Source organism: Shewanella salipaludis, from assembly GCF_012911865.1.
Taxonomy (GTDB): Bacteria; Pseudomonadota; Gammaproteobacteria; order Enterobacterales; family Shewanellaceae; genus Shewanella; species Shewanella salipaludis.
In genome coordinates, this window is the sequence record NZ_JAAXYH010000009.1 from 127,308 (window position 1) to 149,923 (window position 22,616).

Here is a 22,616-nt window from a genome sequence, read left to right on the forward strand (position 1 = left end):
AGAATCTGTGGAAAACTGTGTTGACGACTGAAGGCTTGCACTTTAAGTGCTTGATATTATGCCGGATAAAACTGTGGTTAAAAAGTAACTCCCAAGCATTTCTGCTGCTGAAAACATCCGTTCCCCGTTTCAGTCCCTCATCTTCGATGGCAATCAACCCGGTTGGACAGTCGTTTGGATTAGCCGGCCTTAGTGAGTCGCAACCCGAGCACTCGAGCCATTTGAGCTAAAAAAACACCGCTTAAGGCGGTGTTTTTTCGTTCTGCTGCAGTCCGTCTGTGCGACTCGCGGTTATGAGCTCTGCGATGCCTGGATGGCGGTCAGGGCTATGGTGTAGACGATATCGTCCACCAGGGCGCCGCGGGACAGATCATTGACGGGTTTACGCATGCCTTGCAGCATGGGGCCTATGCTGATCAACTCGGCACTGCGCTGCACCGCCTTGTAGGTGGTGTTACCCGTATTGAGGTCCGGGAATACGAATACCGTGGCCTTACCTGCGACCGGGCTGTCGGGGGCCTTGGAGCGCGCCACATTGGGCATCACGGCGGCGTCATATTGCAGCGGGCCGTCGATCACCAGATCCGGGCGTTTCTCCTTGGCGATGCGGGTGGCCTCGCGCACCTTATCCACATCCGAGCCCGTGCCCGAGGTGCCGGTCGAATAACTGATCATCGCCACCCTGGGTTCTATGCCGAAGGCCATGGCAGATTCGGCCGATTGAATGGCGATATCTGCCAGTTGTTCGGCGTCGGGATCCGGATTGATGGCGCAGTCGCCGTAGACCAATACCTGATCCGGCATCAGCATAAAGAAGATGGACGATACCAGGCTGGAGCCAGGCGCCGTCTTGATCAACTGCAACGGCGGGCGTATGGTGTTGGCGGTGGTATTGACGGCCCCTGACACTATGCCGTCGACTTCGTTTTGCGCCAGCATCATGGTGCCCAGCACCATATTGTCTTCCAGCTGCTCACGGGCGACGACTTCGGTCAGGCCCTTATGACGTCTCAACTCCAACATGGGCTCGACATAACGCTCACGGGCATCCAAGGGATCTATGATGTCGACCCCATCTCCCAGGGTGACGCCCTGTTGGGCGGCGATCCTCAGTATGTCGTCTCTGTTGCCCAAGAGCACGCAGCGGGCAATGCCGCGTTCGGCACAGATGGCGGCGGCCTTGACGGTACGGGGCTCGTTGCCTTCGGGCAAGACGACCGTCTTGCGGGCGGCGCGGGCCAGCTCGGTCAGCTTGTAGCGGAATGCCGGCGGTGACAGCCTATGTTCCCTGGGTGAGTGTTTGGTCACCCCTTCAATCCAGCTCTGATCTATATGACTGGCAACGTATTCCTGCACCAGTTCGATGCGCACCGCATCATCGACCGGCACTTCGTGATCGAATCTCTGGATATTGAGCGAGGTCTGCCAGGTATTGGTGTCTATGAGGAATACAGGCAGGCCGGTCTCGAAGGCCTGTTCGCATAGCTTGAGGATCTCCGGCTCTGGTTCATAGCTGCCGGTCAGCAGCAGGGCCCCGACCTTGACCCCATTCATGGCCGCCAGACAGGCTGAGACTATCACGTCCGAGCGATCTCCCGAGGTGACCAGCAGCGAGTCCGTCTTGATATGGGTGACCATGTTGGGAATACTGCGGGCACAGAAGGTGACCTTACGCAGCCTGCGGGTGTCCATCTCGCCGGCGTTGATGATGCGGGCGTTGAGATGCTGGGCCAGATCCGAGGCCCGGGGCGAGACCAGATCCAGGTTGTAGGGCACAGTACCCAAGATCCTCAAGGGGCTCTTGCCCGGCAGCTGGAACATGCCGGCGGTATCCGGACGTTGGGTCTCCTGGTGATCGAACACTTCCGACAGATCCGGGCGGGCGCGGCCTTCATCGTCGACCGGTGCGCCTATCTTGTTGATGATGGCGCCTATCAGGCGTTTATTCTTCTTGCCGCCCCAGGAGTTATAGGCAATTTCGAGGCGGTTCATCAAACCGGTGGAGCTGTCGTTGCCCGGGGTGGCGATAAAGATCACGTCTGCATCTATCGCCTTGGCGATGGCATAGTTGATGTCGCGGGCGAACGGGTGATGTCGGGTCGGCACCAGGCCTTCGACGACCAGGATCTCTGTGTTGGCGGCACATTCGGCGGTACGTTCTATGATCTGCTCCATCAGCACATCCGTCTGATCCGTGCGGATCAGCGCCTCGGCGTGGGCCATGCTGAAGGGTTCGAGTGGGTTGACCGTCTGCGACTGGCGCAAGATGGTGGTCGAGCGCTCCGGGCCGGTATCGGTGGCGCGTTGCTGAGAAATAGGCTTGAAGAACTGTACCTTAACCCCGTGACGCTCCAGCGCCCGGACCATGCCCAGGCTCAGGGAGGTGAGGCCAACGCCGACCCCGGTGGGAATTAACATGATATGGCGGGACATATGAACCTCTGATATCTGTGATTACTTGGCAGCAGGGCTGCAATTGTGCATCTGCCTGGGCCATGTGGCCCCGGGGCTCAAGCCTGAACCAGCTTGATCGCATCCTCGGCGATGACCCATTCCTCGTTGGTCGGGATCACCATGGCGACAGGCCCTTGCTCTTTGGTGATGATGCCGGCCTTGCCGAAACGGGCCGCGAGGTTACGCTCGCTATCTACCTCGAAGTTGAAAATAGCCAGCATGTTCAGTACTTTTTCGCGGATGATGTCCGAATTTTCACCTATGCCGCCGGTAAAGATCACCGCATCCAAGCGTCCCAGTGGCACTGTATAGGCGGCGATATACTTCGCCAGCCGATAGCAGAAGATCTCCAATGCCAAGGTGGCGCCCTTATGGCCCTCGGCCATGGCTTCTTCTATGCCGCGGCAGTCGTTGGTCAGCTCGGAAATGCCCAGCAGGCCGCTCTGCTTGTTCAGCAGGCTGTTGACTTCATCCAGGGTATAACCCAGTTGATGCACCAGGTGATAGATGATCGAAGGGTCGAGATCGCCACAGCGGGTGCCCATCACCAGGCCTTCCAGTGGCGTCAGCCCCATGGAGGTGTCCACGCTCTTGCCATTTTTGACCGCAGTGACTGAGGCGCCGTTGCCCAGATGGGCACAGATCAGATTGGTCTGTGCCAGAGGTTTGCCCAGCAGCCTGGCCGCTTCGCGACTGACGAACAGGTGACTGGTGCCATGCATGCCGTAACGGCGAATGCCGTGTTCGCGATACAACTTGTACGGCAGGGCATAGATATAGGCATGCTCCGGCATGCTCTGGTGGAAGGCGGTATCGAATACCGCCACCTGGGGCAAGTCGGGGAAGGAGGCTTGGGCGGCACGGATCCCTATGAGGTGGGCCGGATTATGCAGAGGCGCCAGTGAGGCGCAATCTTCGATACCTTTGATCACCGCATCATCTATGACGACAGAGCGGGTAAACTTCTCGCCGCCATGCACTATGCGGTGGCCTATGGCCTGGATCTGGGCCGCCAATTCGGGTTGCTGTGACAATATCTGCTTGACGATGAATTCGACCGCCTCGCGGTGGGCGCTGAAAGGTGCCAGCCTGGACTCCTGCTTAACCCCCTGCAGTTTCCATTTTATCTTGGCATTTTCCAGCCCGAAACATTCGGCCATACCCGAGATGAAATCTTCACCCGATTGGGCCTCTATGACGGCAAATTTCAGCGATGAACTGCCGCAGTTGAGTACCAATACCAATTTGTTGGCCATGTTTAACCTCTTTTAGCTTAATATGAATCGTTTATGGGGATGATACCGTTTCCGGCGCCCAGGCCGCCACAATCCCGTGCTATTTCTGTAACTCAGTTCCCAAGTTAGCGTCCAACAGTCGCCTCGCTTGGGGCAATATCGGCAATTGTGCTAAGGTAAGCCTTATAGTCAGCTTGTCGTAGGAGCCTTAGTTGCGCATCCGAGTCCTCAAAACCCTTGGCGATGGTCGTCGCTATATGAAAGTCTGGCCCATGGTGAGACAACTGGGGCATTATTTTCCCGAATACCGGGTAGTGCGGGCGACCCGGCTCGCCTTGGTCAGCATGCCTGTGTTGGCGCTCCTGACCCTGGCGAGCCAGCTCTACTTCTTTGGCTGGGATTTTTTACCCCAGGCCCTGACCCTGGCCTTATTCTTCATCAGCTTGCCGCTGCAAGGCCTGCTGTGGTTGGGGTGGCGCGCCCGTCATCCCTTACCTCTGACCCTGTTCGATTGGACCAACAAGCTCAGCAGCAGACTCAGCGCTCAGGGCATAGAGAGCCGGCCATTGGGCGGGCGGGCCTGCTATCTGGACATGGCGCATGTCTTGAAATTGGCCTTCGAACGGCTGGAAGCCGCTTATTGGGAAGAGTTGTAATTTAGCCTATGAGGGCGTGGTGAGCCCTGGCTCATGCTAACCCTTATGCCCATCAGGCTGGATATGGTGCCGATATTGCCCAGAGTATCAGGGTTCGGCGGGACAGTGTCGTTCAGAGGGAATGCTCTGCGAACCGCTGGTGGCTGGCCTTTTATAACTTGTCCTCTTGGTATTTTTGGCTTTCAGATAAATAAAAAACACGGCATCCGAGGATACCGTGTTTTTCAAGACAACCTTGCAACAATGTGGCTCTTATCGCAGCTACAACACTTCAGCTATATCGCTGCATTGAAGTGTTTCCTCTGCGATTTCCCCGTACAACTGTCACATTATGACGTTGGGTTAGAATTTGAAACTAACCGTTGTGTGGAAGAAACGGCCTATGTTGTCATATCCGGCAGACTCGACATTTGTGCCCTTGGCGCCATAGGGTAAGTCACGATCGAATAGGTTATCGATACCAAATTTCAGACTGATACCCGAATCGAAGTCATATGCGACAGCAATATCGCTGATGAAATAATCACCGTAGGCGAGATTGCTGCTTGGGTTTGCATTGCGCTCCAACTCCCTGCTGGTGTAGAGGTTAACACCTTCTATGAAGCGAGTACGCCAATTTGCACTCCAATTGTCGATTGAATAATTCAGTGTCCAATTGGCTTGCCATTTGGCATATCCAGCGGTGCCTGCGTTCTCTTCGAAGGTATCCGGCTCATCCTGGAATGAGAAGTCCTTGCGTTTTAACAGACGGGTGGCGATCAGGTTCGTTTTGAAGTCGCCGCCAAAGCCTTCAAAGTTATACCCTATATCGAAATCTATACCTGCGGCTTCGAGTGCAGCAATGTTAAGTGAGAACTGCTTGATTGACGTAATCTCATGGCTCGCAGGGTCACGGGTGATCAGACGGCAATACTCATTGTCGATACCTGTAGGTGAATCTACACAACGATCGATGATGTCTTGAGCATCCACCGAACTGATTGAATCCTCGATGGTGATATTCCAGTAGTCGGTCGATATAGACAGGCCTTCAATGAAGCTTGGCTGATAAACGATACCTACTGTGTAGCTTGTCGATTCTTCGGCCTTAAGATCTCTGTTGCCGCCGCTCACGCCTTCAAGGGTCTTGGAATCGTAATCTGAGTTGAAATCAGCTGGGATACCTAAACTGGCACAATTGGCCTTACGTACTTCAGGGTGCTCTAACTCATCCAAATATTTTGTACGGCAAGAGTCATCGACATTGAAGAAGTCTTGACTCTCGGCACCGTACAATTCGCTGATATTAGGCGCTCGAATGGCTTCAGCATAGGTCGAGCGAACGCGCAGTTCATCATTGACTTCCCAGCTTAAACCCGCTTTCCAGGTAGTGGCATTGCCTATTGTGCTGTAGTCGGCGAAACGAACGGCTAAATCCAAGTCGAGCTGGCGGATCATTGGCAGATCGGCCAACAAAGGTAAATTTATTTCGGCAAAGACTTCTTTAACATCGAAATCACCCTTGTCTTCTCCCAGAACATTGAAAAATGTGCCTTCTGCGTTATCTGGTTCGAAGACTTCACTTTGTTCTTTGCGATATTCCAGACCGGCGGAGAAGCCCACAATACCAGCCGGCAGTTCAAACAATGCCGAATTTGTCAGTGAACCACCGAGAACTGTCTGCTTGATGACAGAAGTGCCTGTTGAGACTGTGTTAATGTAGTCAATGGCTTCCTGGCTCGGGCGACCGAATCCAAAAATATCAACAGGTACACAGCCCGCTTTTCTCGCTTCTTCGTCTCGACACACGGCCACGCCATCGACTCGTACTGAATCCAGAGCATGTCTATAATTAGCTTTCACTAAGTTATTTTTGTTGACCCTTTCTAAATCAGTTTGGCCATACACTGCATATACATCGTAATTCCAATCTTCACCCATTAAGCCTTCAAGACCCAACACATAGCGTTGGGTTTCACGGGTATCGTCTTCAATTCGAACACCCAAATCTGTCATGAAGCGACGAATGTTGATCGAGTCCAATGGCGCCGGATTGCCATCCTTATCTTTGTGAGCTTGCATCAAGGCGACCAGCTCTGGATTGATGAAAGCATTGTCAATCTTGACTGTGTTGTCTGGACTTCCAAAGAAGAAGGCTGGCTGCCCCTCATCAGTCGATTGACTGTTCACATACTTAGCTTCAAAGTATGCATTCATATTATCGTTGAATTGATAGTTGGTCTTTAAATTGAAGTTGTAACGCTTGAATTCAGGTTGAAGCTCAACAAATTGATTGAGGTTAGTGAAGTCACAATCGCTACAATAGATACCATCAATATTGGTGCCACGATAGACGTCCCGTAGCGAGCCATCGGGATTAAATGTCTTCCAGCCATCTAAGTTGAATGTACCTGCATTGCTAATGCTGTAATGACCTGCATTGGCAGTATATATTTTGTCCGGGTCATTGGGATCATTTGAATCGATATAATTTCCGTCGGCATCTTTGGGACGGTTGGTGTTTTTCAAACTGCTGAAAGAGGTGGATGTCTGATCACGATCAAATGCTTTTAACTGATCTTGGGCGCTGTACTCGACAGCCAAGGCTATATTGCCTTTACCCTCATTGAAATCAGTGCCGTATGACAGAGAGAAACGGTCTTTACTATGAGGGCTGTCTCCGGCCCATCCTTTAGTTGCCGAGACCTCCAGACCATTGATATCTTTTTTTAGGATGAAGTTTACTACCCCGGTAACGGCATCTGCACCGTATATTGCAGAGGCACCACCGGTTATCACTTCTACCTTGTCAATCCAGACACTTGGTATAGTGTTTACATCGACTGATGAAGTACCGGCTGAGCTAGAAACATGGCGTTTCCCATTGACCAGAACCAGTGTCCTGGCTGTGCCCATATTCCTCAAATCCAACAGGTTCAAACCTGAAGTGCCTATGAAACGTCCGGAGTTTGCCAATGAGTAGGTGCTACCCAATGCAGGTAATTGGTTTAAGGCTTCACCTATATTTGTTACACCCGTTGACAGAAGTTCTTCACCACTGATAACAGTTACCGGTGTTGGTGCTATTGCACCTTCACGAATGATACGCGAACCTGTGACAGATATTCTTTCTACTTCCTGTTTCTCTAAGGCATCGCCTTGCTCTGCTGCGTATACGGCGGATATGCCCATTGCAGCTGTTGCTGCGCTGCCTACCAACGCAAAGCGGATAGCCTTGGTTAATATCGAGTTTACTTGCATGATATGCTCCCTGGAATATAGTATTTTTTTTGTGCAGTTAATTATGTGAAAAATTGTAACGCAATTATAATTAAAACTGCGACGCAGATATAAGCATGCGGAAATAGTCTTTGCAATAGTTCTGTCATGAACACTTTTATGCTTTTCATGCCCGTCTGTAGATTGGGCTTAAATTATTTAGCAACATATTTGAAACATTTTAACTGTTTATCTCTGTTGGATGGCAGTATGCATGTTGCATTTATGTGTCATTTGTTGCTGGATTCATTTTTTTGGTGTCTATCTGGGAGAATTAATATTTACAATTTGTATTGGTTAGCATTGAAAATCTCGCGGAGATTACCGTCACTCGTGCTATTTATTCATTAAAGGTTTTTACGGTTCGGCATTCTATTTATTTTTCGCTTTGCGTTAACTGCCGTTAAATTTAGGCTCATGTAACAATAGCATTCACCCAGGATAATGAATGAGCCCACTAAACCGGAATTCGGCCGATACTCAGATCGTGAAGTACCGAAAAAAGTGAAAGCTATCCTTGAACTCATGGCAGCCCCATCAACAGCTGGCCGCCTTTGTCGTTCAACCGCTAGCGCTGCGCTTACTATCTGAGTTCGAGGGCTATGAGCTGTTAAAAAGAATGAATAAGGTAAGAAGCATTGTTGATGTTTGCCCAACCTGTATAACTATGAAGGGCTGCGTAGCTTGCTTGATGAGCAGGGCGCATGGAATATTTGTTAACTCAATAACTCAGGAGAATGCCTGACGGAGGGGGGACTGAAGCTGGGCAATTGACAAATCATTGAATGAGGCAGCAAGGTCATGCTCAGAGTGGCCGAAAAGGCTGTAACCGAGCCGTTGCAATCACCCTGCCGCAGCAGGGTGATATTATCCAAGTGGGTCGATGCAAGCGGGTTATTGCACGTTTTCCTGCTCACCGAACTCGCCTTGGAAGAGCGCGGAGGAGAGGTAACGTTCGGCCGCCGATGGCAAGACGACCACAATGGTCTTGTCGGCAAACTCGGGCAGGGCGGCGATGCGATTGGCGGCTACCACTGCGGCACCCGAAGAGATGCCGACCAGTATGCCTTCTTCTTTCATCAGGCGCAGCGACATCTCGATCGCTTCGTCGTTGGTGACGGCTTCGACTCTGTCGACCATTTCGAGATCCAGGTTACCCGGGATGAAGCCGGCACCTATCCCCTGGATCTTGTGGGGACCGGGTTGAATGGCTTGCCCCGCCAGGGTCTGGGCGATAACCGGGGAGTCGGCCGGCTCGACGGCGACCGAGGTAATGGCCTTGCCCTTGGTATTCTTGATGTAGCGGCTGACACCTGTGATGGTGCCGCCGGTGCCGACACCGGCGACAAACACATCGACTTCACCGTCCGTGTCGTTCCAGATCTCTGGCCCCGTGGTCTTCTCGTGAATTTCCGGATTCGCCGGGTTGTTGAATTGCTGCAGCAGGACGTATTTTTCCGGTGCCGACTGGCGAATTTCTTCGGCCTTGTCTATGGCACCTTTCATGCCCTTGGCGCCTTCGGTCAACACCAGGTTGGCGCCCAGTGCCTTGAGCAGCTTGCGGCGTTCCAGACTCATGGTATTGGGCATGGTGAGGGTTAACTTATAACCACGGGCGGCGGCGACGTAAGCCAAGGCTATGCCTGTGTTGCCTGACGTTGGCTCGATCAGCTCTTGCGCTTTAGTGAGTAAACCTTTTTTCTCAGCATCCCATATCATATTGGAGCCGATACGGCACTTGACGCTGAAACTGGGATTGCGGGCCTCGATCTTCGCCAGTACCTTGCCCTGGCTGACGCGATTGAGGCGTACCAGGGGGGTATTGCCAATAGTGTATGAATTATCTTCGAAAATTTTACTCATGGATTACGTGCTCCTATGGTTTCTCAGTTAAATCATAATCTGCATTGCGGCTTTTAGAAGTGATTGTTTGTTCTTCATTATTCCATTTTGTTATTAAAAGTGCCGTTATTATTCGTAACTCCCGTGACGCTACCCCCCCAGACGGCTTAACGCTTGCATTAATCACTGAAGTTAGGCGTAATTGAGCTAACCGTTGACGGGAAAATTCCGGTTTTTTCCTGTTAGCAACATAGCCCAATGATTCGTAATGGACAACTTATCAAGATGAAGAAGCTGGCACCCGATATAGCGACAGATCCCAAGACCCTGGTAACGCCCTATGCCTTTAAGATTGCAGACAATATTCTCTATACCCCGTTAGCGACCCCCTTGAAACGTGCTCTGGCGATGACCATAGACGGTTTCTTGATTGCCGTCATGGCCGATGAGGCGGGGTGGATGTTCATCCTGCTGGTGGCCTTGACGCTGTTGATCCAGCGCCGTAACCACCAATGGGGCAAGATTTTCAAGTGGGGCATGTACGTCGTCATGTTGCTGGGGCTGCTCTGGGTCCTCACCACCGCCGTGTTCGAAAAAGATGCCCCACCGGCTAAGCATGAGCCCAAGGCTTCGGCGCTGACGGGAGTGGCCAACCTGAAACTCCTTCCCCAGATAGTGGCGTTGGCCGGCTGCGAGTCCGCCGAATGTGCCTCGGATAAGGTAAAATCATTGGATAGCCAACTCAAGGCATCGGGCCTGTCGTCCAGGGAGCAGAAACAGATACTGCGCGATGTGATTGCAGATCTGGCATTGCCAAAGGGGGAATTGACGTCATTGGCCAAGAGCGTGGGGCTGGAACTCGATGCCAGGAAGGGGACCCCGGCAGATGCAGTGCAAGAGGCGGCGGCCGAAACCGACAGCGACCTTGGGGATAGTGTGCCTAACCCGGCCGCGGCAAAAAGCCCCGTACGGGATAAGGAGGCCAAGCCGAAATACAGCTTGCTCGAATGGGCCAAGGGCGTACTGAACGATCTGGGATTGGGCTTCGGTTGGTCGGCCTTCTATTTTACCGTGTTTACCGCCTGGTTCGACGGTCAGACTCTGGGCAAGAAGCTATTGCGTATCAGGGTCATTCAACTCGATGGCAGCAAGATCAGCCTCTGGGCCGCCTTCGGCCGTTATGGTGGTTATGGTGCCGGTTTCGCCACAGGTCTGCTGGGGTTCCTGCAGATATACTGGGACGCTAACCGCCAGGCGATCCAGGACAAGATTTCCGCTACCGTGGTGATCGACCTGACCAAACCCAAGAAGATCCCCGCGGCGATAACGGCCGATGCGATGGACCCTGTGTGAAGCACATCTAGTGAAGCGCATCTAGGAAAGTGCATCGAGTGATGGGCAGAGAGTCGCGGCGACAATGTAACAAACGATAATGTAACAAACGACAATGTGACAAACAGCGTATGGATTTTGGAGCGAGTATGAATAAGGTGGTCATCTCAGGCAGTGGGTTGTTTACCCCGCCCCATGGCATTGCCAATGCGGAGCTGGTCGACAGTTACAATGCGTATGTCGATATCTTCAACAGTGAAAATGCCGGCCTGATAGCCCAGGGGCACCTGGCACCCCTGAGCTACAGTTCCAGTGAGTTTATCGAGAAGGCCTCGGGGATCAAACACAGGTATGTGATGGTCAAGGAGGGCATACTGGATCCCGAAGTCATGATGCCGCTGATCCCCGAGCGCAGCGCCGATAGCCTGTCGATGCAGGCCGAGATGGGTGTGGCGGCGGCGCGTATGGCATTGGATGAAGCCAAGCTCGAGGCCGGGCAGATAGATCTTGTCATCGTCGCCTGTGCCTATACCCAGAGGGCCTATCCTGCGGTGGCGATAGAAATTCAACAGGCGCTCGGCACCCGGGGTTTCGCCTACGACATGCTGGTGGCCTGTTCCTCGGCGACCTTCGCCATGGTATCGGCGATGAACGCCATCGAGAGCGGCACTGCGGCGCGGGTGTTGGTGATAAACCCGGAGATCTGCTCCGCCCAGGTCAATTACCGCGACAGAGACAGCCACTTCATCTTCGGCGATGTGGCCACGGCTGTGGTGTTGGAGCAGGAAGCACTGACGCGCTCGCCCCAGGCGTTCCGCATCCTCGGCAGCCGCTGTTTCACCGACTACTCGGGTAATATCCGCAGCAACTTCGGCTTCCTCAACCGCTGCGATCCCGCCAATGCCCATAACGGCGACAAGCTGTTCCATCAGCAGGGACGCAAGGTATTCAAGGAGCTGTTGCCGCTGATTTATCAGCATCTGGAACGGCAACTGGGCGATGCCGGCCTGGAGCCTCAGGACTTCAAGCGGCTGTGGTTGCACCAGGCCAATATCAACATGAATCAGTTCGTGGTGAAGAAGTTGCTCGGCGATGCTTTGGCGCCGCTGCAGGCGCCGGTAGTGCTGGACGAGTATGCCAACACGGCTTCGGCCGGCTCAGTCATCGCCTTCCACAAGTATAAGCATGGCTTCGTCGCCGGCGATCTCGGACTGCTATGCTCGTTCGGTGCCGGTTATTCCATCGGCAGCCTGATCTTGCAGAAGTGCTGAGCCGATAGCTGGAGCCAATAAAAACGCCTGCGACAGCAGGCGTTTTTATGTCGGGTTAACAGATTAATCCGGGGCTATCTCAGGGTGACGATACACCTCGCGATACTTGTCGACCCACATGGCGGTGGCGCCGCAGATGGCGACCGGCATGACGATGAAATTGACTATGGGGATCATGGAAAACACAGTCACGGCGGCGCCGAAACTGAAGCTGGTGCCCCTGGTCTGGGCCAGGGCGAACTTCATGTCCTTGAAGGCCACCTTGTGGTTGTCGAAGGGGTAGTCACAGTATTGGATGGCCATCATCCAGGCGCTGAACAGGAACCAGAGCACGGGCGCCAGGGTCTGGCCGACCAGGGGGATCCAGAAGATCAACAGGAACAGCAACGCCCGTGGCAGGTAATACTTGAGCTTGAGCCATTCCCGCCCCAGGACCCTGGGTAAATCTTTGAGCAGATCCACAGTCGTGCCTGTGTTGAGAGGCTTGCCCGTGAGCAATTGCTCGACTTTTTCCGCCAGCAGGCCGTTGAAGGGCGCCGCCAGCCAGTTCATCACTGAGCTGAACACGAACGACAGCAACACCAGCATGGTGACCACGGCCAGGGGCCACAGCAGGAAGTTGAGCCAACTCAGGTAATCGGGTAATTGAGCGTTAACCCAGTCGAAAAAGACTTCCAACTGCCCGAGCACGGCATAGATGACGCCGGCGAATAGCAGCAGGTTAATCATCAGCGGAATGAAGACGAAGGTGCGCAACCCTGGGCGCTTGATCAGGTTAAAACCATAGAGAAAATAATTGACGCCGCTTTTCCTGGCGCTCGAGGCTGGGGACGATAAGGCGGAAGCCATAAGCAAAAATCCTTCGGATAATCCATAACATGCCCCGATTGTGAGCAAGCCGGCTGCGAATGACAAGGGGAAAACCCGGCTAAACCAATAAAAAACGTTACAAAATGCGGCCCGCTTTGTTAAAGTTGCCACCCTAGCCGCACCGGCTCAATTCTGACATATCATGGCATGGACCATGAGGCGACCCGACTGGCACCATGAGATTAAAACTAATAAAACTTGCTGGCTTTAAGTCGTTCGTCGATAGCACCAAGATCCCCTTCATCAATGCCCTCAGCGCCATCATAGGCCCCAACGGCTGTGGCAAGTCCAATGTCATAGACGCGGTGCGCTGGGTGCTGGGCGAAAGCTCGGCCAAACACCTGCGTGGCGACTCCATGACGGATGTGATCTTCAACGGCTCGGGTGGCCGGCGACCCGTGTCGGTTGCCGGGGTCGAGTTGGTGTTTGAAAATACCCAGGGGCGCCTGACGGGCCAATATGCCGCCTATCAGGAAATTTCGGTCAAGCGTCAGGTCAGCCGGGACGGCGAGTCCAACTATTTCCTCAATGGCCAGAAGTGTCGCCGTAAAGACATTACCGATCTCTTCATGGGCACGGGCCTTGGCCCCCGCAGTTACGCCATCATAGAACAAGGCACCATCTCTCGGCTGATCGAGTCCAAACCCCAGGAGCTGAGGGTCTTCATCGAAGAGGCCGCCGGCATCTCCCGCTACAAGGAAAGGCGGCGGGAGACGGAGAACCGCATTCGTCACACAAGGGAAAACCTCGAACGTCTGGGTGACATACGTGTCGAGCTTGGCCAGCAGTTGGCCAAGTTGTCGCAACAGGCCCAGGCGGCCAGGCAATATCGCGAGCTGAAGCAGGCCGAGCGTGAGACCCAGGGGCAGTTGCTGGTGATGCGTTACCAGCAACTGCAGACCCAGATGGCGGGGCTCAAGGCACAGACTCAGACCCTGGAGCTGGATATAGAGGCTGGTCATGCGCTGCTTCAAGCCATACAGCTGGAACTGACAGAGCAGCAAGTGCTGCAGGCAGAGTTGTCGCAACAGGAACAAACCGGGGTCGAAAGTTACTATCAGACGGGCACGGCGCTGGCGACCCTGGAGCAGCAGATCCAGAACCAGCAGCAGCGTGATGCCCAGCAGCAAGCGCAGCTGAGCCAGCTTGCGGAGCAGCTCCTCGCCCATGAAGCCAAGTTGGCCCAATACCAGGCCGACAGCCAAGGCATTGCCGCCGAGCTGGCGGCGCTGGCACCGGCACAGGCGCTGGCCGAGGAAGCCCATGATGAATTGCAGGCCCAATGGGAGCAGCGGCAAGGGGAGCAGCAAGCCCAGGCCGAGGCGTTGGGGCTGGTCAATGAGCGGGTCTCGGCTGCCAGGCTCGAGCTGGAGCTGACCCGCAACAAGTTGGGCCACTGTGAACAAGTGCTGGCCCATAAACAGACCCAGAGTGACGCCCAGCGGGCGCAGTTACAGGCGCTCGAAGCCAGGGCCGAGGGGGATAACCCGGCGTTGCTCGATGAGGGGCTGGCGAAGCTGGATGCCGAACTCGACTGGCAGTACGAGCGTAATCTCGCCCTTGAAGAGGCGTGCCAGGAGGGTGAGCAAGCGCTGGAGGAGATGCGCCAGGGCGCCGAGGCGGCGAGTCAGGGCCTGGCGGCGATGCAGGCCAGACTCGAGCTGATTGCCCAATGGTTGGCAGCGGGCGCAACCGAGTCGGACAGGCCTCAGCTGTGGCAGCGGCTCGAAGTCACCAATGGCTGGGAAAAGGCCGCCGAGCTGGTGCTCGATGGCCTCTTGACCCGCGAACTTGGGGTCAGCGGCGACGACCCCGGCTTCGAGTCCATGGCCTATGGTGCCCAATCAGAGGGCGCCCAGGCCTATCTGGGCGCCGCTGTCAATCTCAGCCCCTGGCTCAAGCACTTGCACTGGGCCCATGATCTGGCTGCGGCACGGGGCCTGTTGCCGACTTTGGCTGCCCACGAGCGGATAGTCACAGCCGATGGCTATCTGTTGGGGCATGGCTTCCTGCTGACCAAGACGGAAGGGGCCCAGTCACTGGTGCAGCTGAGTAAGGAACAGGAACGGCTGACCTGTGACATCAGCCAGGCCCAGGCCGGTTCTGCGAGCTTGCAGGCGGATATGCGCCGTCTGGGCGAAGCACTGACCCAGCATAAACAGGCATTGCAGCAGGGCCAGCAGCGGCTGCATCGACTCCAGTTGGAAAAGACCACCCTGGAACTGCAGCGCACGGCCCTGGCCGAGCAGATGGCCGAGCGCGGCGGGCGTCAACAGGAGCTCGGCAGGCTGTTGGCGGCGACGGCGGCTGAGATAGAACAGCAGCAAGCAGGGCTCGAGGCCCTGGGTGAGCTGGAGTCGAGCCTGAGCCGCCAGCTGGACACACAGCTCGAGCTGCAACATCAATTGCAGGCACAGGCGCAGACGGCCAGTAGCCAGAGCCGGGATCTCAAGGCCAGGCTGGATGAACTGACGAGGCAGCGCCAGGCGCAGGCGGCCCAGAAGCAGACCCTGACCATGAAGCTGGCGGTTACCGCCGAGCAAGTGCAGCAGCAGAGCCAGAGGGTGGAGGAAGCGCTGCAGAGCCGGCGACAGCTCGAGGGGCAGCTGACGGCGCAGCAAAGCAAGCAGGGGGAGCAGAATGCCGCCCAGTTGCAGGAGGGCTTGGCGCTGTTACTGGCCAGACAAGAGAGCCAACAGCAACAACTGCAGGCCATTCGTCTGCGGCAAGCCCAGGTACAGGAAGGGCTCGATGGTACGGGTTTAAAGCAAAAACAAGAACTTGGTCGCTTAGAGGGCTTGACTCAAACCCTGAGCACGTTAAAGTTACGTCATGAAGGCTTGAAGGGGCAGGCACAGAGCCAGCTGCAGCTGTTGCAGGAGGCCGAGATCCAACTCGACTCTGTGGCGGTCAACATCCCGGCAGAGGCCACCCCGGACAGCTGGCAACAGCGTCTGGACAAGCTCAGGGCCAAGATAGCGCGTCTTGGGGCGATCAACCTGGCGGCCATCGAGGAATTTGAGCAGCAGAGTGAGCGCAAGCAGTATCTCGACAGCCAGGATGAAGATTTAACCAAAGGTTTGGCGACCCTCGAAGAGGCGATACGCAAGATAGACAAGGAAACCCGCAGCCGTTTCAAGCTGACCTTCGATTCTGTGAACCAGGATTTAGGGCGTTTGTTTCCCAAGGTCTTCGGCGGTGGCCATGCCTATCTGGCGTTGACCGACGACGACTTGCTGGAAACCGGGGTGACCATAATGGCGCAGCCACCGGGAAAGAAGAACAGCACTATTCATCTTCTTTCCGGTGGAGAAAAGGCGTTAACCGCTTTATCATTGGTTTTTGCGATTTTCAGGCTCAATCCGGCGCCTTTTTGTATGTTGGATGAAGTCGATGCACCACTGGACGATGCCAACGTCGAGCGTTTCTGTCGCTTGTTGCAGGAAATGTCCCAGAGTGTGCAGTTTATTTACATCAGCCATAACAAGATCACTATGGAGATGGCCGATCAATTGATTGGCGTGACTATGCACGAACCCGGGGTGTCGCGTATAGTCGCTGTGGATATAGAGGAAGCGCTGGCCTTGGCCGACGCGGGATAATCTCAGAAATACAGGGTAACCAATGGAAGATTTGCAACTGGTTTTATTTGTGTTGGGCGCGATAGCCATAATCGCGGTACTGGTACATGGATTTTGGTCCATCAGAAGGCAACAGCCTAAATCATTGAGAGACAGCCCCATTGGGAGCTTTTATAAGGATCAGGCCGAACGCAGAGACGCGGAAGGCTTCGACGCCGATGGCATAGGCCAGGTGCGGGTACGTAAGCCAGGGCAACAGGAGCCGGAGGCGGATGTGGATCTCGCGGTGCGTGCCGGCATGCAGAGCCCTGATTTTTCCTTGTCGGCGACCCCGGGCACCAAGGCCCAAGCCAAGCCGGCCAAGCCCAGACAGGCAGCCAATCCAACGGCCGGTGCCAGTGATCTAGAAGAGGCGTCCGAGTCGGCGGCGCAGAGTCAGATGGAATTGGGTCTGGCCCAGGATAACCTGCAGGCGCAGCTGTTCGATGAGCCGGCTATTATCGAGCCCACAGATGCACAAGTGAGGGAGACAGCAGCCGTCGACGCGGCGGCCCAGGTCGGGGAAGATGAGCTGGGGGAACCCCAGGATGTGCTGGTACTGCACCTGATGGCCAAGGAAGGGGAAGAACTGCAGGGCGCCGAGTTGCTGCCCTGCCTGTTGACCCTGAATTTCAAGTTTGGCGAGATGAATATCTTCCACCGCCATGTGGATAACGCAGGTACAGGCAAGGTACTGTTTTCCATGGCGAACATGGTGAAGCCTGGGACTTTCGACCCCGACAACATGGAACAGTTCAGCACCCCAGGCGTGGTCTTGTTCATGACCATGCCTTGTTATGGCGATGCGCTGATGAATTTCTCCATCATGCTCAACTCGGCGCACCAGTTGGCCGACGATCTCGATGCCCGGGTGCTCGACGCCCAGCGTCAGCCGTGGGATGAGGCCAGCAAGCAGGATTATCTGCGACGGATCCGTGCTCAAGCCGGCTAGCCCGGCTTGAGCCAGTACAAGGTCCATGGCCTTGAGTACGGCCATTATTAATCGAATTCAGTATTGGTGAGGCCGCAGCAGCGGCCTCATTTTTGTTATTTGGATACCATCCCATGCACGCGATTCAAACAGAAATAGCCCAGCTTACCCAGACACTCAACGAACACAACATACGCTATTACGTCGACGATGCGCCGAGCATCCCGGATGCCGAATACGATCGGCTGATGCAGAGGCTGAAACAGCTGGAGAGTGCCCATCCCGAATTTGTTCGTGTCGACTCCCCGACCCAGAGGGTCGGCGGCGCGCCGCTGGCCAAGTTCGAGCAGATAGCCCACCTCAAGCCCATGCTCAGCCTGGACAATGCCTTCGACGAAGACGAGTTCAACGGCTTTCATAAGCGGGTCAGCGACAGGGTAGGCGAGGTCGAGTACTGCTGCGAGCCTAAGCTCGATGGCCTGGCGGTCAGCATAGTCTACCGTGATGGGCTGCTGGAGCGTGCCGCGACCCGGGGCGATGGCAGCATAGGTGAAGATATCACAGAGAATGTGCGCACCATACGCGCCATCCCTCTGAAGCTCAGGGGGGATGATCTGCCGTCCCTGGTGGAGGTGCGCGGTGAAGCCTTCATGCCCAAGGCGGCGTTCGAGGCCCTCAATGACAGGGCGCGGCTGAAGGGGGACAAGCTGTTCGTCAATCCGCGCAATGCCGCCGCCGGCAGTTTGCGTCAGTTGGACAGCAAGATCACCGCCGCCCGCGAGCTGGCGTTTTACGCCTACGCCCTCGGGGTCGTCGAGCCCGAGTCCGGCGTGCCCGCGACCAGTCATTATGATCAACTGCAACAACTCAAGGCCTGGGGACTCCCCGTCAGCGCCGAGGTGAACGTCTGCGCCAGTCCCGCCGCCGTGTTCGACTACTATGCCGACATTCAGACCCGCCGCGCCGCATTGGCGTTCGAGATCGATGGGGTGGTCATCAAGGTCAACAGCATAGCCCAACAGCAGCAGCTGGGGTTTGTCGCCAAGGCGCCGCGCTGGGCCATAGCCTATAAGTTCCCCGCCCAAGAAGAGATGACACTGCTCGAAGGGGTGGACTTTCAGGTCGGCCGCACCGGCGCAGTCACGCCTGTGGCGCGCCTCAAACCTGTGTTCGTCGGCGGGGTGACAGTCTCCAACGCCACACTGCACAATGCCGATGAAATCGCCCGTCTCGGGGTCAAGATTGGCGATACCGTCATCATCCGCCGCGCCGGCGATGTTATCCCGCAGATCGTCGCCATAGTGCCGGAAAAACGTCCGGCGGATGCCAGGGATATCGAATTCCCCACCGAGTGCCCCGTGTGCCATAGTCTGGTCGAGCGGCTCGAAGGCGAAGCCGTTGCCCGTTGCAGCGGCGGCCTCTTCTGTGAGGCCCAGCGCAAGGAAGCCATCAAGCACTTCGCCTCCCGCAAGGCGCTGGACATAGACGGCATGGGCGACAAGGTGGTGGAACAGCTGATAGACAAGGAGCTGGTCAAGAGTCCGGCGGACCTATTCGGCTTGACGGCCTCCATGATGACCATGCTGGAGCGCATGGGGATGAAGTCGGCGACCAAGTTGGTGGCGGCGATCGAGACGGCCAAGAGCACCACACTGGCAAAATTCCTCTATGCCCTGGGGATCCGTGAGGTGGGCGAGGCGACGGCTGCCAACCTGGCGGCGCATTTCGCCAGTCTGGAGAAGATCAGGGAGGCCAAGGTCGAGCAGTTAATCGAAGTCGAAGACGTTGGGGCGATAGTGGCGCAGCATGTGGTGCACTTCTTCGCTCAGCCCCACAACCTGGAAGTGGTCGATAAGCTCATCGCGGCCGGGGTGCATTGGCCGGCGATCGAGGCGCCGGCGGAAGATAAGCTCATTCTCAAGGGCCAGACCTGGGTGCTGACCGGCACCCTGACCCGACTCAATCGCAACGATGCCAAGGCTCAGCTGCAGGCCTTGGGGGCCAAGGTGGCCGGCAGTGTTTCCAAGAACACGGATTGCCTGGTGGCGGGTGAGGCCGCAGGTTCCAAGCTCGCCAAGGCTCAGGAGTTGGGGATCAAGATCCTGGATGAAGATGCCTTGCTGGCGTTGTTGAATCCTTAAGCCTTTAGCCTTAGGGACTGGCCGCGAGACAATCTTTTGGGGCCGAGTCATGCCTGGTGCTTGTAATCCGGGCATTCGCCTCCATGTTATAGCTATCACGCCTGGCAGCCACAGAAGGGCTCAGGCCTGTCCAAACGGAACCCAATTTGAATTTCAGTCACATCACCTGGCTAGATGATAAAGGCCATATCAAGCCCCCCCTGGCTCTGTACCTCATACTGGCGTTTCTGGCCAGGGGCTGGTGCGTCTTCATCGCCTCTTTGACCCAGATGAGTGATCGCAGCGCCCTGGTGCGGCTCTTCTATCCCCAGAAGGCCGAGTTTCTCTGGGCCCTGGGGACAGGGGCGGGAGCCGTGCTCTTGTATTTTGTGGTCATCGCCGAGCGCAAGCGCTCGCCCGCCTGGATAAGGCCGTTGTTTGGCCGCTTGGCCTGGCCCCTGTGGGGCCTGCTGCTGCTCGATGGCGCCATCTTGCTGCAGCGGCTGCTGCATAGCGATCTGCTGTTCAACTGGCGCTTCGCCTTCGATGCCGTGCTGTTGTTCTGGTGTGTTTTATACCTGCTCAAGTCACGCCACCTGCATCATTACCTCAGGGACTGGCTGCCACAGCCCTAGGCCCTTGGGCCTGTGGCGCGCTAAATGTCCATCAAGGCTTATGCTTTTGCCTAAGCTATGTTAGATTCGTCAATTCGAGTGTGACAGAAGTGTTGCAATTCTCCTGGCCAGGGCATCACTTTAGTGCGGGCCTATGGCGCGGCGCCGAATGCGCCACTATTGCTACTGCATAGCCACAGCCGCCACAGTCGAGCCCAATCCCAGTTACTGCCAGCCCCATACCCGGAGGAGCTATCCGAGTGGCATATATTCGTTTACCCCTGTCACAACTGGAAGTTGGACTGACGGTGAAATTACCTTTGTCTTGGCGCGAGCATCCTTTCATGCTCAACAAGATAAAGATCAAGGATGATGCACAGATAGCCCTGATCAGGGGACTGGACATTCCCTATGTCTACCTGGTCGAGGGGGAGCCGACGGCGGATGTCGCCATCCAGGTGCCTCAGGGTGAACCCGAGCCGCCGGCGGCTGAAGCCGTGCGGGATCCCGTCGCCGAGACCCGCAAGGCTATCCATGCCAGCCAGAAGCAATTTCTTCAGGGGGTGAGCGATACCCGCAGTCTCTACAGCAAGCTGAACAGTGATCCCGAAGGCGCCTACCGCTTGTCGGCCACCCTGGTGGAAGATCTCATGACGCATCTGCATGGGAGCGATACCCCGCAGCTGGCCCTGGTCAAGGTCGCTCCCAACGAAGTCAACATCACCCAGCATGGGGTCTCGGTCGCGGTCATCGCCATGATGATGGGCCATAGCCTGGGATTGGCCCCCAGGGAACTCAGGGACATAGCCCTGGGCTGCCTGTTTCACGATATCGGCAAGTTTAAGGTGCCGGATGCGATACGGCGCAAACGGGGCGCGCTGAACGAGCATGAGACCAAGTTCATGCGCATGCACCCCAACTTCGGCCATGAGATGCTGGAGCGTTCAGGTTTATTCCCCGCCGAGATGCTGCACATAGTCCTGCATCACCATGAATACCTGGACGGCTCAGGTTATCCGCACGGGCTCAAGGGCAAACAGATCCCGCTCTTGACCCAGATAGTCAGCCTGGCCAACGATTATGAGCATCAGTTCGGCAATGAACAGGTCGACTCGCCCCAGCTCGCCCTCGGCTACCTGTTTAAACACCATGGCGCCAAGCATAGCCCTGAGCTGTTGTCGACGCTGGTGAAGGTGCTGGGCATCTATCCTCCAGGCACCCTGGTCTCGCTGACCGATGGCAGCATCGCCAAGGTAGTGATGACCACGGGGGAGGCGAAACAGCCCCATGTGCTCGCCTGCCAGCCGGGTACGGGCCAGCTGGCACTGAGGTTCCTCATCGAGGAGGAAGTGCAAATAGCCCAGATCCTCAAACGCGAGGCAGTGTCCGACACTCTTGCCGGCCGCTTGCAGCTGGATATGGGCATAAGTTACTATTTTTGTGCCCCACCTGCTTGAATTCAGACGGGTTTGTTCCGTATGCTTGGGCAAGATAAGTTTTCAATGGCCCCATTTTCAGTGGAGCCATTTTCAGTGGAATAGAGATGAAACGTATTACGATAGTTGGCTGTGGCTGGTTTGGTTTGCCTCTGGCCAAGGCCCTGATAGCCCAAGGCTATGAGGTGAGTGGCACCAAGCGTTGTGCCCAGGATCTGCCTGGCCTGGCGCGCGCCGGCATAGCCGCATACGCCCTGGATCTCGATGCCCCGCAAGTGCCTGGCAATCCAGAGCCTCTGGCCGGGTTATTCGACAGTGATTTTCTGCTGATCAATGTGCCGCCAAGGCTCAAGCAAGGCCACGAAGAATACCTCAACAGATTGCGCCGCCTGAAAGCCCTCATTGGCGACCGCCAGTATCGGCGGCTGATATTTATCAGCAGCACCGGGGTGTATCCAGCCCAGGCGCCCGGTGTAGAGCCCAGGGAGCTGACTGAGGCCGATGCCAGCGCCCATAGCCCTCAGAGCGAGACACTGCTGGCCGCCGAAGCCCTGTTCGGCGCCGAGCCCAACGCCTGCGTGCTGCGCTTCGCCGGCCTGGTGGGGCCCAAGCGTCATCCTGGGCGCTTCCTCGCCGGCAAGAAAGATCTGCCCGGCGCCAATGTGGCGGTCAACTTGCTGCATCTGGAGGACGGCATCCGCGCCGTGTCTTTGTTGTTGCAGCGCACGCAAAGCCGCGGGCCTATCGCCCCCGTCTATAACCTCTGTGCACCAGGGCATCCGCTCAAGGGCGAGTTTTATCGCCAGGCGGCACTGAGCCTGGAACTGGAGCCGCCGGAGTTTAATGCCGGCAGCGCGCCGGACAAGCGGATCTGGGGCAACAAGATCTGTGCTGAGCTCGGCTTCGAGTACCTGCATGGGGATCCCTATGCCATGTTGGACGCCTGCCGCTAGCGATACACTGAAACTGACGAGTAA

Annotated in this window: 14 protein-coding genes; 9 read left to right on the forward strand and 5 right to left on the reverse strand. The window is 56.0% G+C overall.

Annotation, left to right across the window (positions count from 1 at the left end; translation table 11 throughout):
* Positions 1 to 291 precede the first annotated feature (291 nt).
* Both pta and ackA read right to left on the reverse strand, forming a co-directional pair.
* Positions 292 to 2,433 carry a phosphate acetyltransferase gene (gene pta, locus HC757_RS13165; protein ID WP_169564836.1) on the reverse strand — a complete coding sequence of 714 codons (2,142 nt, stop codon included), beginning with the start codon at positions 2,431 to 2,433 and terminating at the stop codon, positions 292 to 294.
* Between the two features lie 77 nt (positions 2,434 to 2,510).
* Positions 2,511 to 3,710, reverse strand: a complete 1,200-nt coding sequence (ackA, locus tag HC757_RS13170) for an acetate kinase (RefSeq protein WP_169564837.1) — start codon at positions 3,708 to 3,710, stop codon at positions 2,511 to 2,513.
* Between the two features lie 191 nt (positions 3,711 to 3,901).
* On the opposite strand from ackA, the gene yfbV reads away from it, so the two are divergent.
* Entirely contained in the window at positions 3,902 to 4,345 is a 444-nt protein-coding gene (gene yfbV, locus HC757_RS13175) for a terminus macrodomain insulation protein YfbV (RefSeq protein ID WP_169564838.1), read from the forward strand.
* 342 nt (positions 4,346 to 4,687) lie between these two features.
* Here the strand turns inward: yfbV and HC757_RS13180 are convergent, their stop codons facing one another.
* On the reverse strand, positions 4,688 to 7,585 hold the full coding sequence (locus HC757_RS13180) for a TonB-dependent receptor domain-containing protein (RefSeq protein WP_169564839.1): 2,898 nt from the start codon (positions 7,583 to 7,585) through the stop codon (positions 4,688 to 4,690).
* A gap of 912 nt (positions 7,586 to 8,497) precedes the next feature.
* Positions 8,498 to 9,466, reverse strand: a complete 969-nt coding sequence (gene cysK, locus HC757_RS13185; protein WP_169564840.1) for a cysteine synthase A — start codon at positions 9,464 to 9,466, stop codon at positions 8,498 to 8,500.
* Between the two features lie 237 nt (positions 9,467 to 9,703).
* On the opposite strand from cysK, the gene HC757_RS13190 reads away from it, so the two are divergent.
* Positions 9,704 to 10,798 (forward strand): RDD family protein, encoded by a 1,095-nt coding sequence (locus HC757_RS13190; RefSeq protein ID WP_244623525.1) that lies wholly within the window; start codon positions 9,704 to 9,706, stop codon positions 10,796 to 10,798.
* Between the two features lie 128 nt (positions 10,799 to 10,926).
* Positions 10,927 to 12,048: a beta-ketoacyl-ACP synthase III gene (locus HC757_RS13195; RefSeq protein ID WP_169564841.1), complete on the forward strand. Its 1,122-nt coding sequence runs from the start codon at positions 10,927 to 10,929 to the stop codon at positions 12,046 to 12,048.
* 63 nt (positions 12,049 to 12,111) lie between these two features.
* Here HC757_RS13195 and cysZ read toward each other — a convergent pair whose 3' ends face one another.
* On the reverse strand, positions 12,112 to 12,897 hold the full coding sequence (cysZ, locus tag HC757_RS13200; RefSeq protein WP_169564842.1) for a sulfate transporter CysZ: 786 nt from the start codon (positions 12,895 to 12,897) through the stop codon (positions 12,112 to 12,114).
* Between the two features lie 197 nt (positions 12,898 to 13,094).
* On the opposite strand from cysZ, the gene HC757_RS13205 reads away from it, so the two are divergent.
* The 6 genes from HC757_RS13205 to HC757_RS13230 all read left to right on the forward strand — a co-directional run bounded on the left by HC757_RS13205 (position 13,095) and on the right by HC757_RS13230 (position 22,592).
* The gene (locus HC757_RS13205) at positions 13,095 to 16,520 is read left to right on the forward strand and encodes a chromosome segregation protein SMC (protein WP_169564843.1); all 3,426 of its coding nucleotides are present in this window, start codon (positions 13,095 to 13,097) and stop codon (positions 16,518 to 16,520) included.
* 22 nt (positions 16,521 to 16,542) lie between these two features.
* Positions 16,543 to 17,490, forward strand: coding sequence for a cell division protein ZipA (gene zipA, locus HC757_RS13210; RefSeq protein WP_169564844.1), 948 nt, complete (start codon positions 16,543 to 16,545; stop codon positions 17,488 to 17,490).
* Positions 17,491 to 17,603: 113 nt separating this feature from the next.
* Entirely contained in the window at positions 17,604 to 19,610 is a 2,007-nt protein-coding gene (ligA, locus tag HC757_RS13215; RefSeq protein ID WP_169564845.1) for an NAD-dependent DNA ligase LigA, read from the forward strand.
* Positions 19,611 to 19,756: 146 nt separating this feature from the next.
* Entirely contained in the window at positions 19,757 to 20,224 is a 468-nt protein-coding gene (locus HC757_RS13220) for a DUF2919 domain-containing protein (RefSeq protein WP_169564846.1), read from the forward strand.
* Positions 20,225 to 20,457: 233 nt separating this feature from the next.
* Complete coding sequence (locus tag HC757_RS13225; protein ID WP_425313968.1) at positions 20,458 to 21,660, forward strand: cyclic di-GMP phosphodiesterase; 1,203 nt, start codon at positions 20,458 to 20,460, stop codon at positions 21,658 to 21,660.
* Between the two features lie 86 nt (positions 21,661 to 21,746).
* Positions 21,747 to 22,592 carry an SDR family oxidoreductase gene (locus tag HC757_RS13230; RefSeq protein ID WP_169564847.1) on the forward strand — a complete coding sequence of 282 codons (846 nt, stop codon included), beginning with the start codon at positions 21,747 to 21,749 and terminating at the stop codon, positions 22,590 to 22,592.
* Positions 22,593 to 22,616: the final 24 nt, after the last annotated feature.

Excerpts from the sequence above, each read along its gene's own strand:
- HC757_RS13180 (WP_169564839.1), bottom strand. The coding sequence starts at position 7,585 with ATGCAAGTAAACTCGATATTAACCAAGGCTATCCGCTTTGCGTTGGTA.
- HC757_RS13195 (WP_169564841.1), top strand. The coding sequence starts at position 10,927 with ATGAATAAGGTGGTCATCTCAGGCAGTGGGTTGTTTACCCCGCCCCAT.
- cysZ (WP_169564842.1), bottom strand. The coding sequence starts at position 12,897 with ATGGCTTCCGCCTTATCGTCCCCAGCCTCGAGCGCCAGGAAAAGCGGC.
- HC757_RS13205 (WP_169564843.1), top strand. The coding sequence starts at position 13,095 with ATGAGATTAAAACTAATAAAACTTGCTGGCTTTAAGTCGTTCGTCGAT.
- cysK (WP_169564840.1), bottom strand. The coding sequence starts at position 9,466 with ATGAGTAAAATTTTCGAAGATAATTCATACACTATTGGCAATACCCCC.
- HC757_RS13230 (WP_169564847.1), top strand. The coding sequence starts at position 21,747 with ATGAAACGTATTACGATAGTTGGCTGTGGCTGGTTTGGTTTGCCTCTG.
- pta (WP_169564836.1), bottom strand. The coding sequence starts at position 2,433 with ATGTCCCGCCATATCATGTTAATTCCCACCGGGGTCGGCGTTGGCCTC.
- zipA (WP_169564844.1), top strand. The coding sequence starts at position 16,543 with ATGGAAGATTTGCAACTGGTTTTATTTGTGTTGGGCGCGATAGCCATA.
- HC757_RS13190 (WP_244623525.1), top strand. The coding sequence starts at position 9,704 with ATGATTCGTAATGGACAACTTATCAAGATGAAGAAGCTGGCACCCGAT.
- ackA (WP_169564837.1), bottom strand. The coding sequence starts at position 3,710 with ATGGCCAACAAATTGGTATTGGTACTCAACTGCGGCAGTTCATCGCTG.
- ligA (WP_169564845.1), top strand. The coding sequence starts at position 17,604 with ATGCACGCGATTCAAACAGAAATAGCCCAGCTTACCCAGACACTCAAC.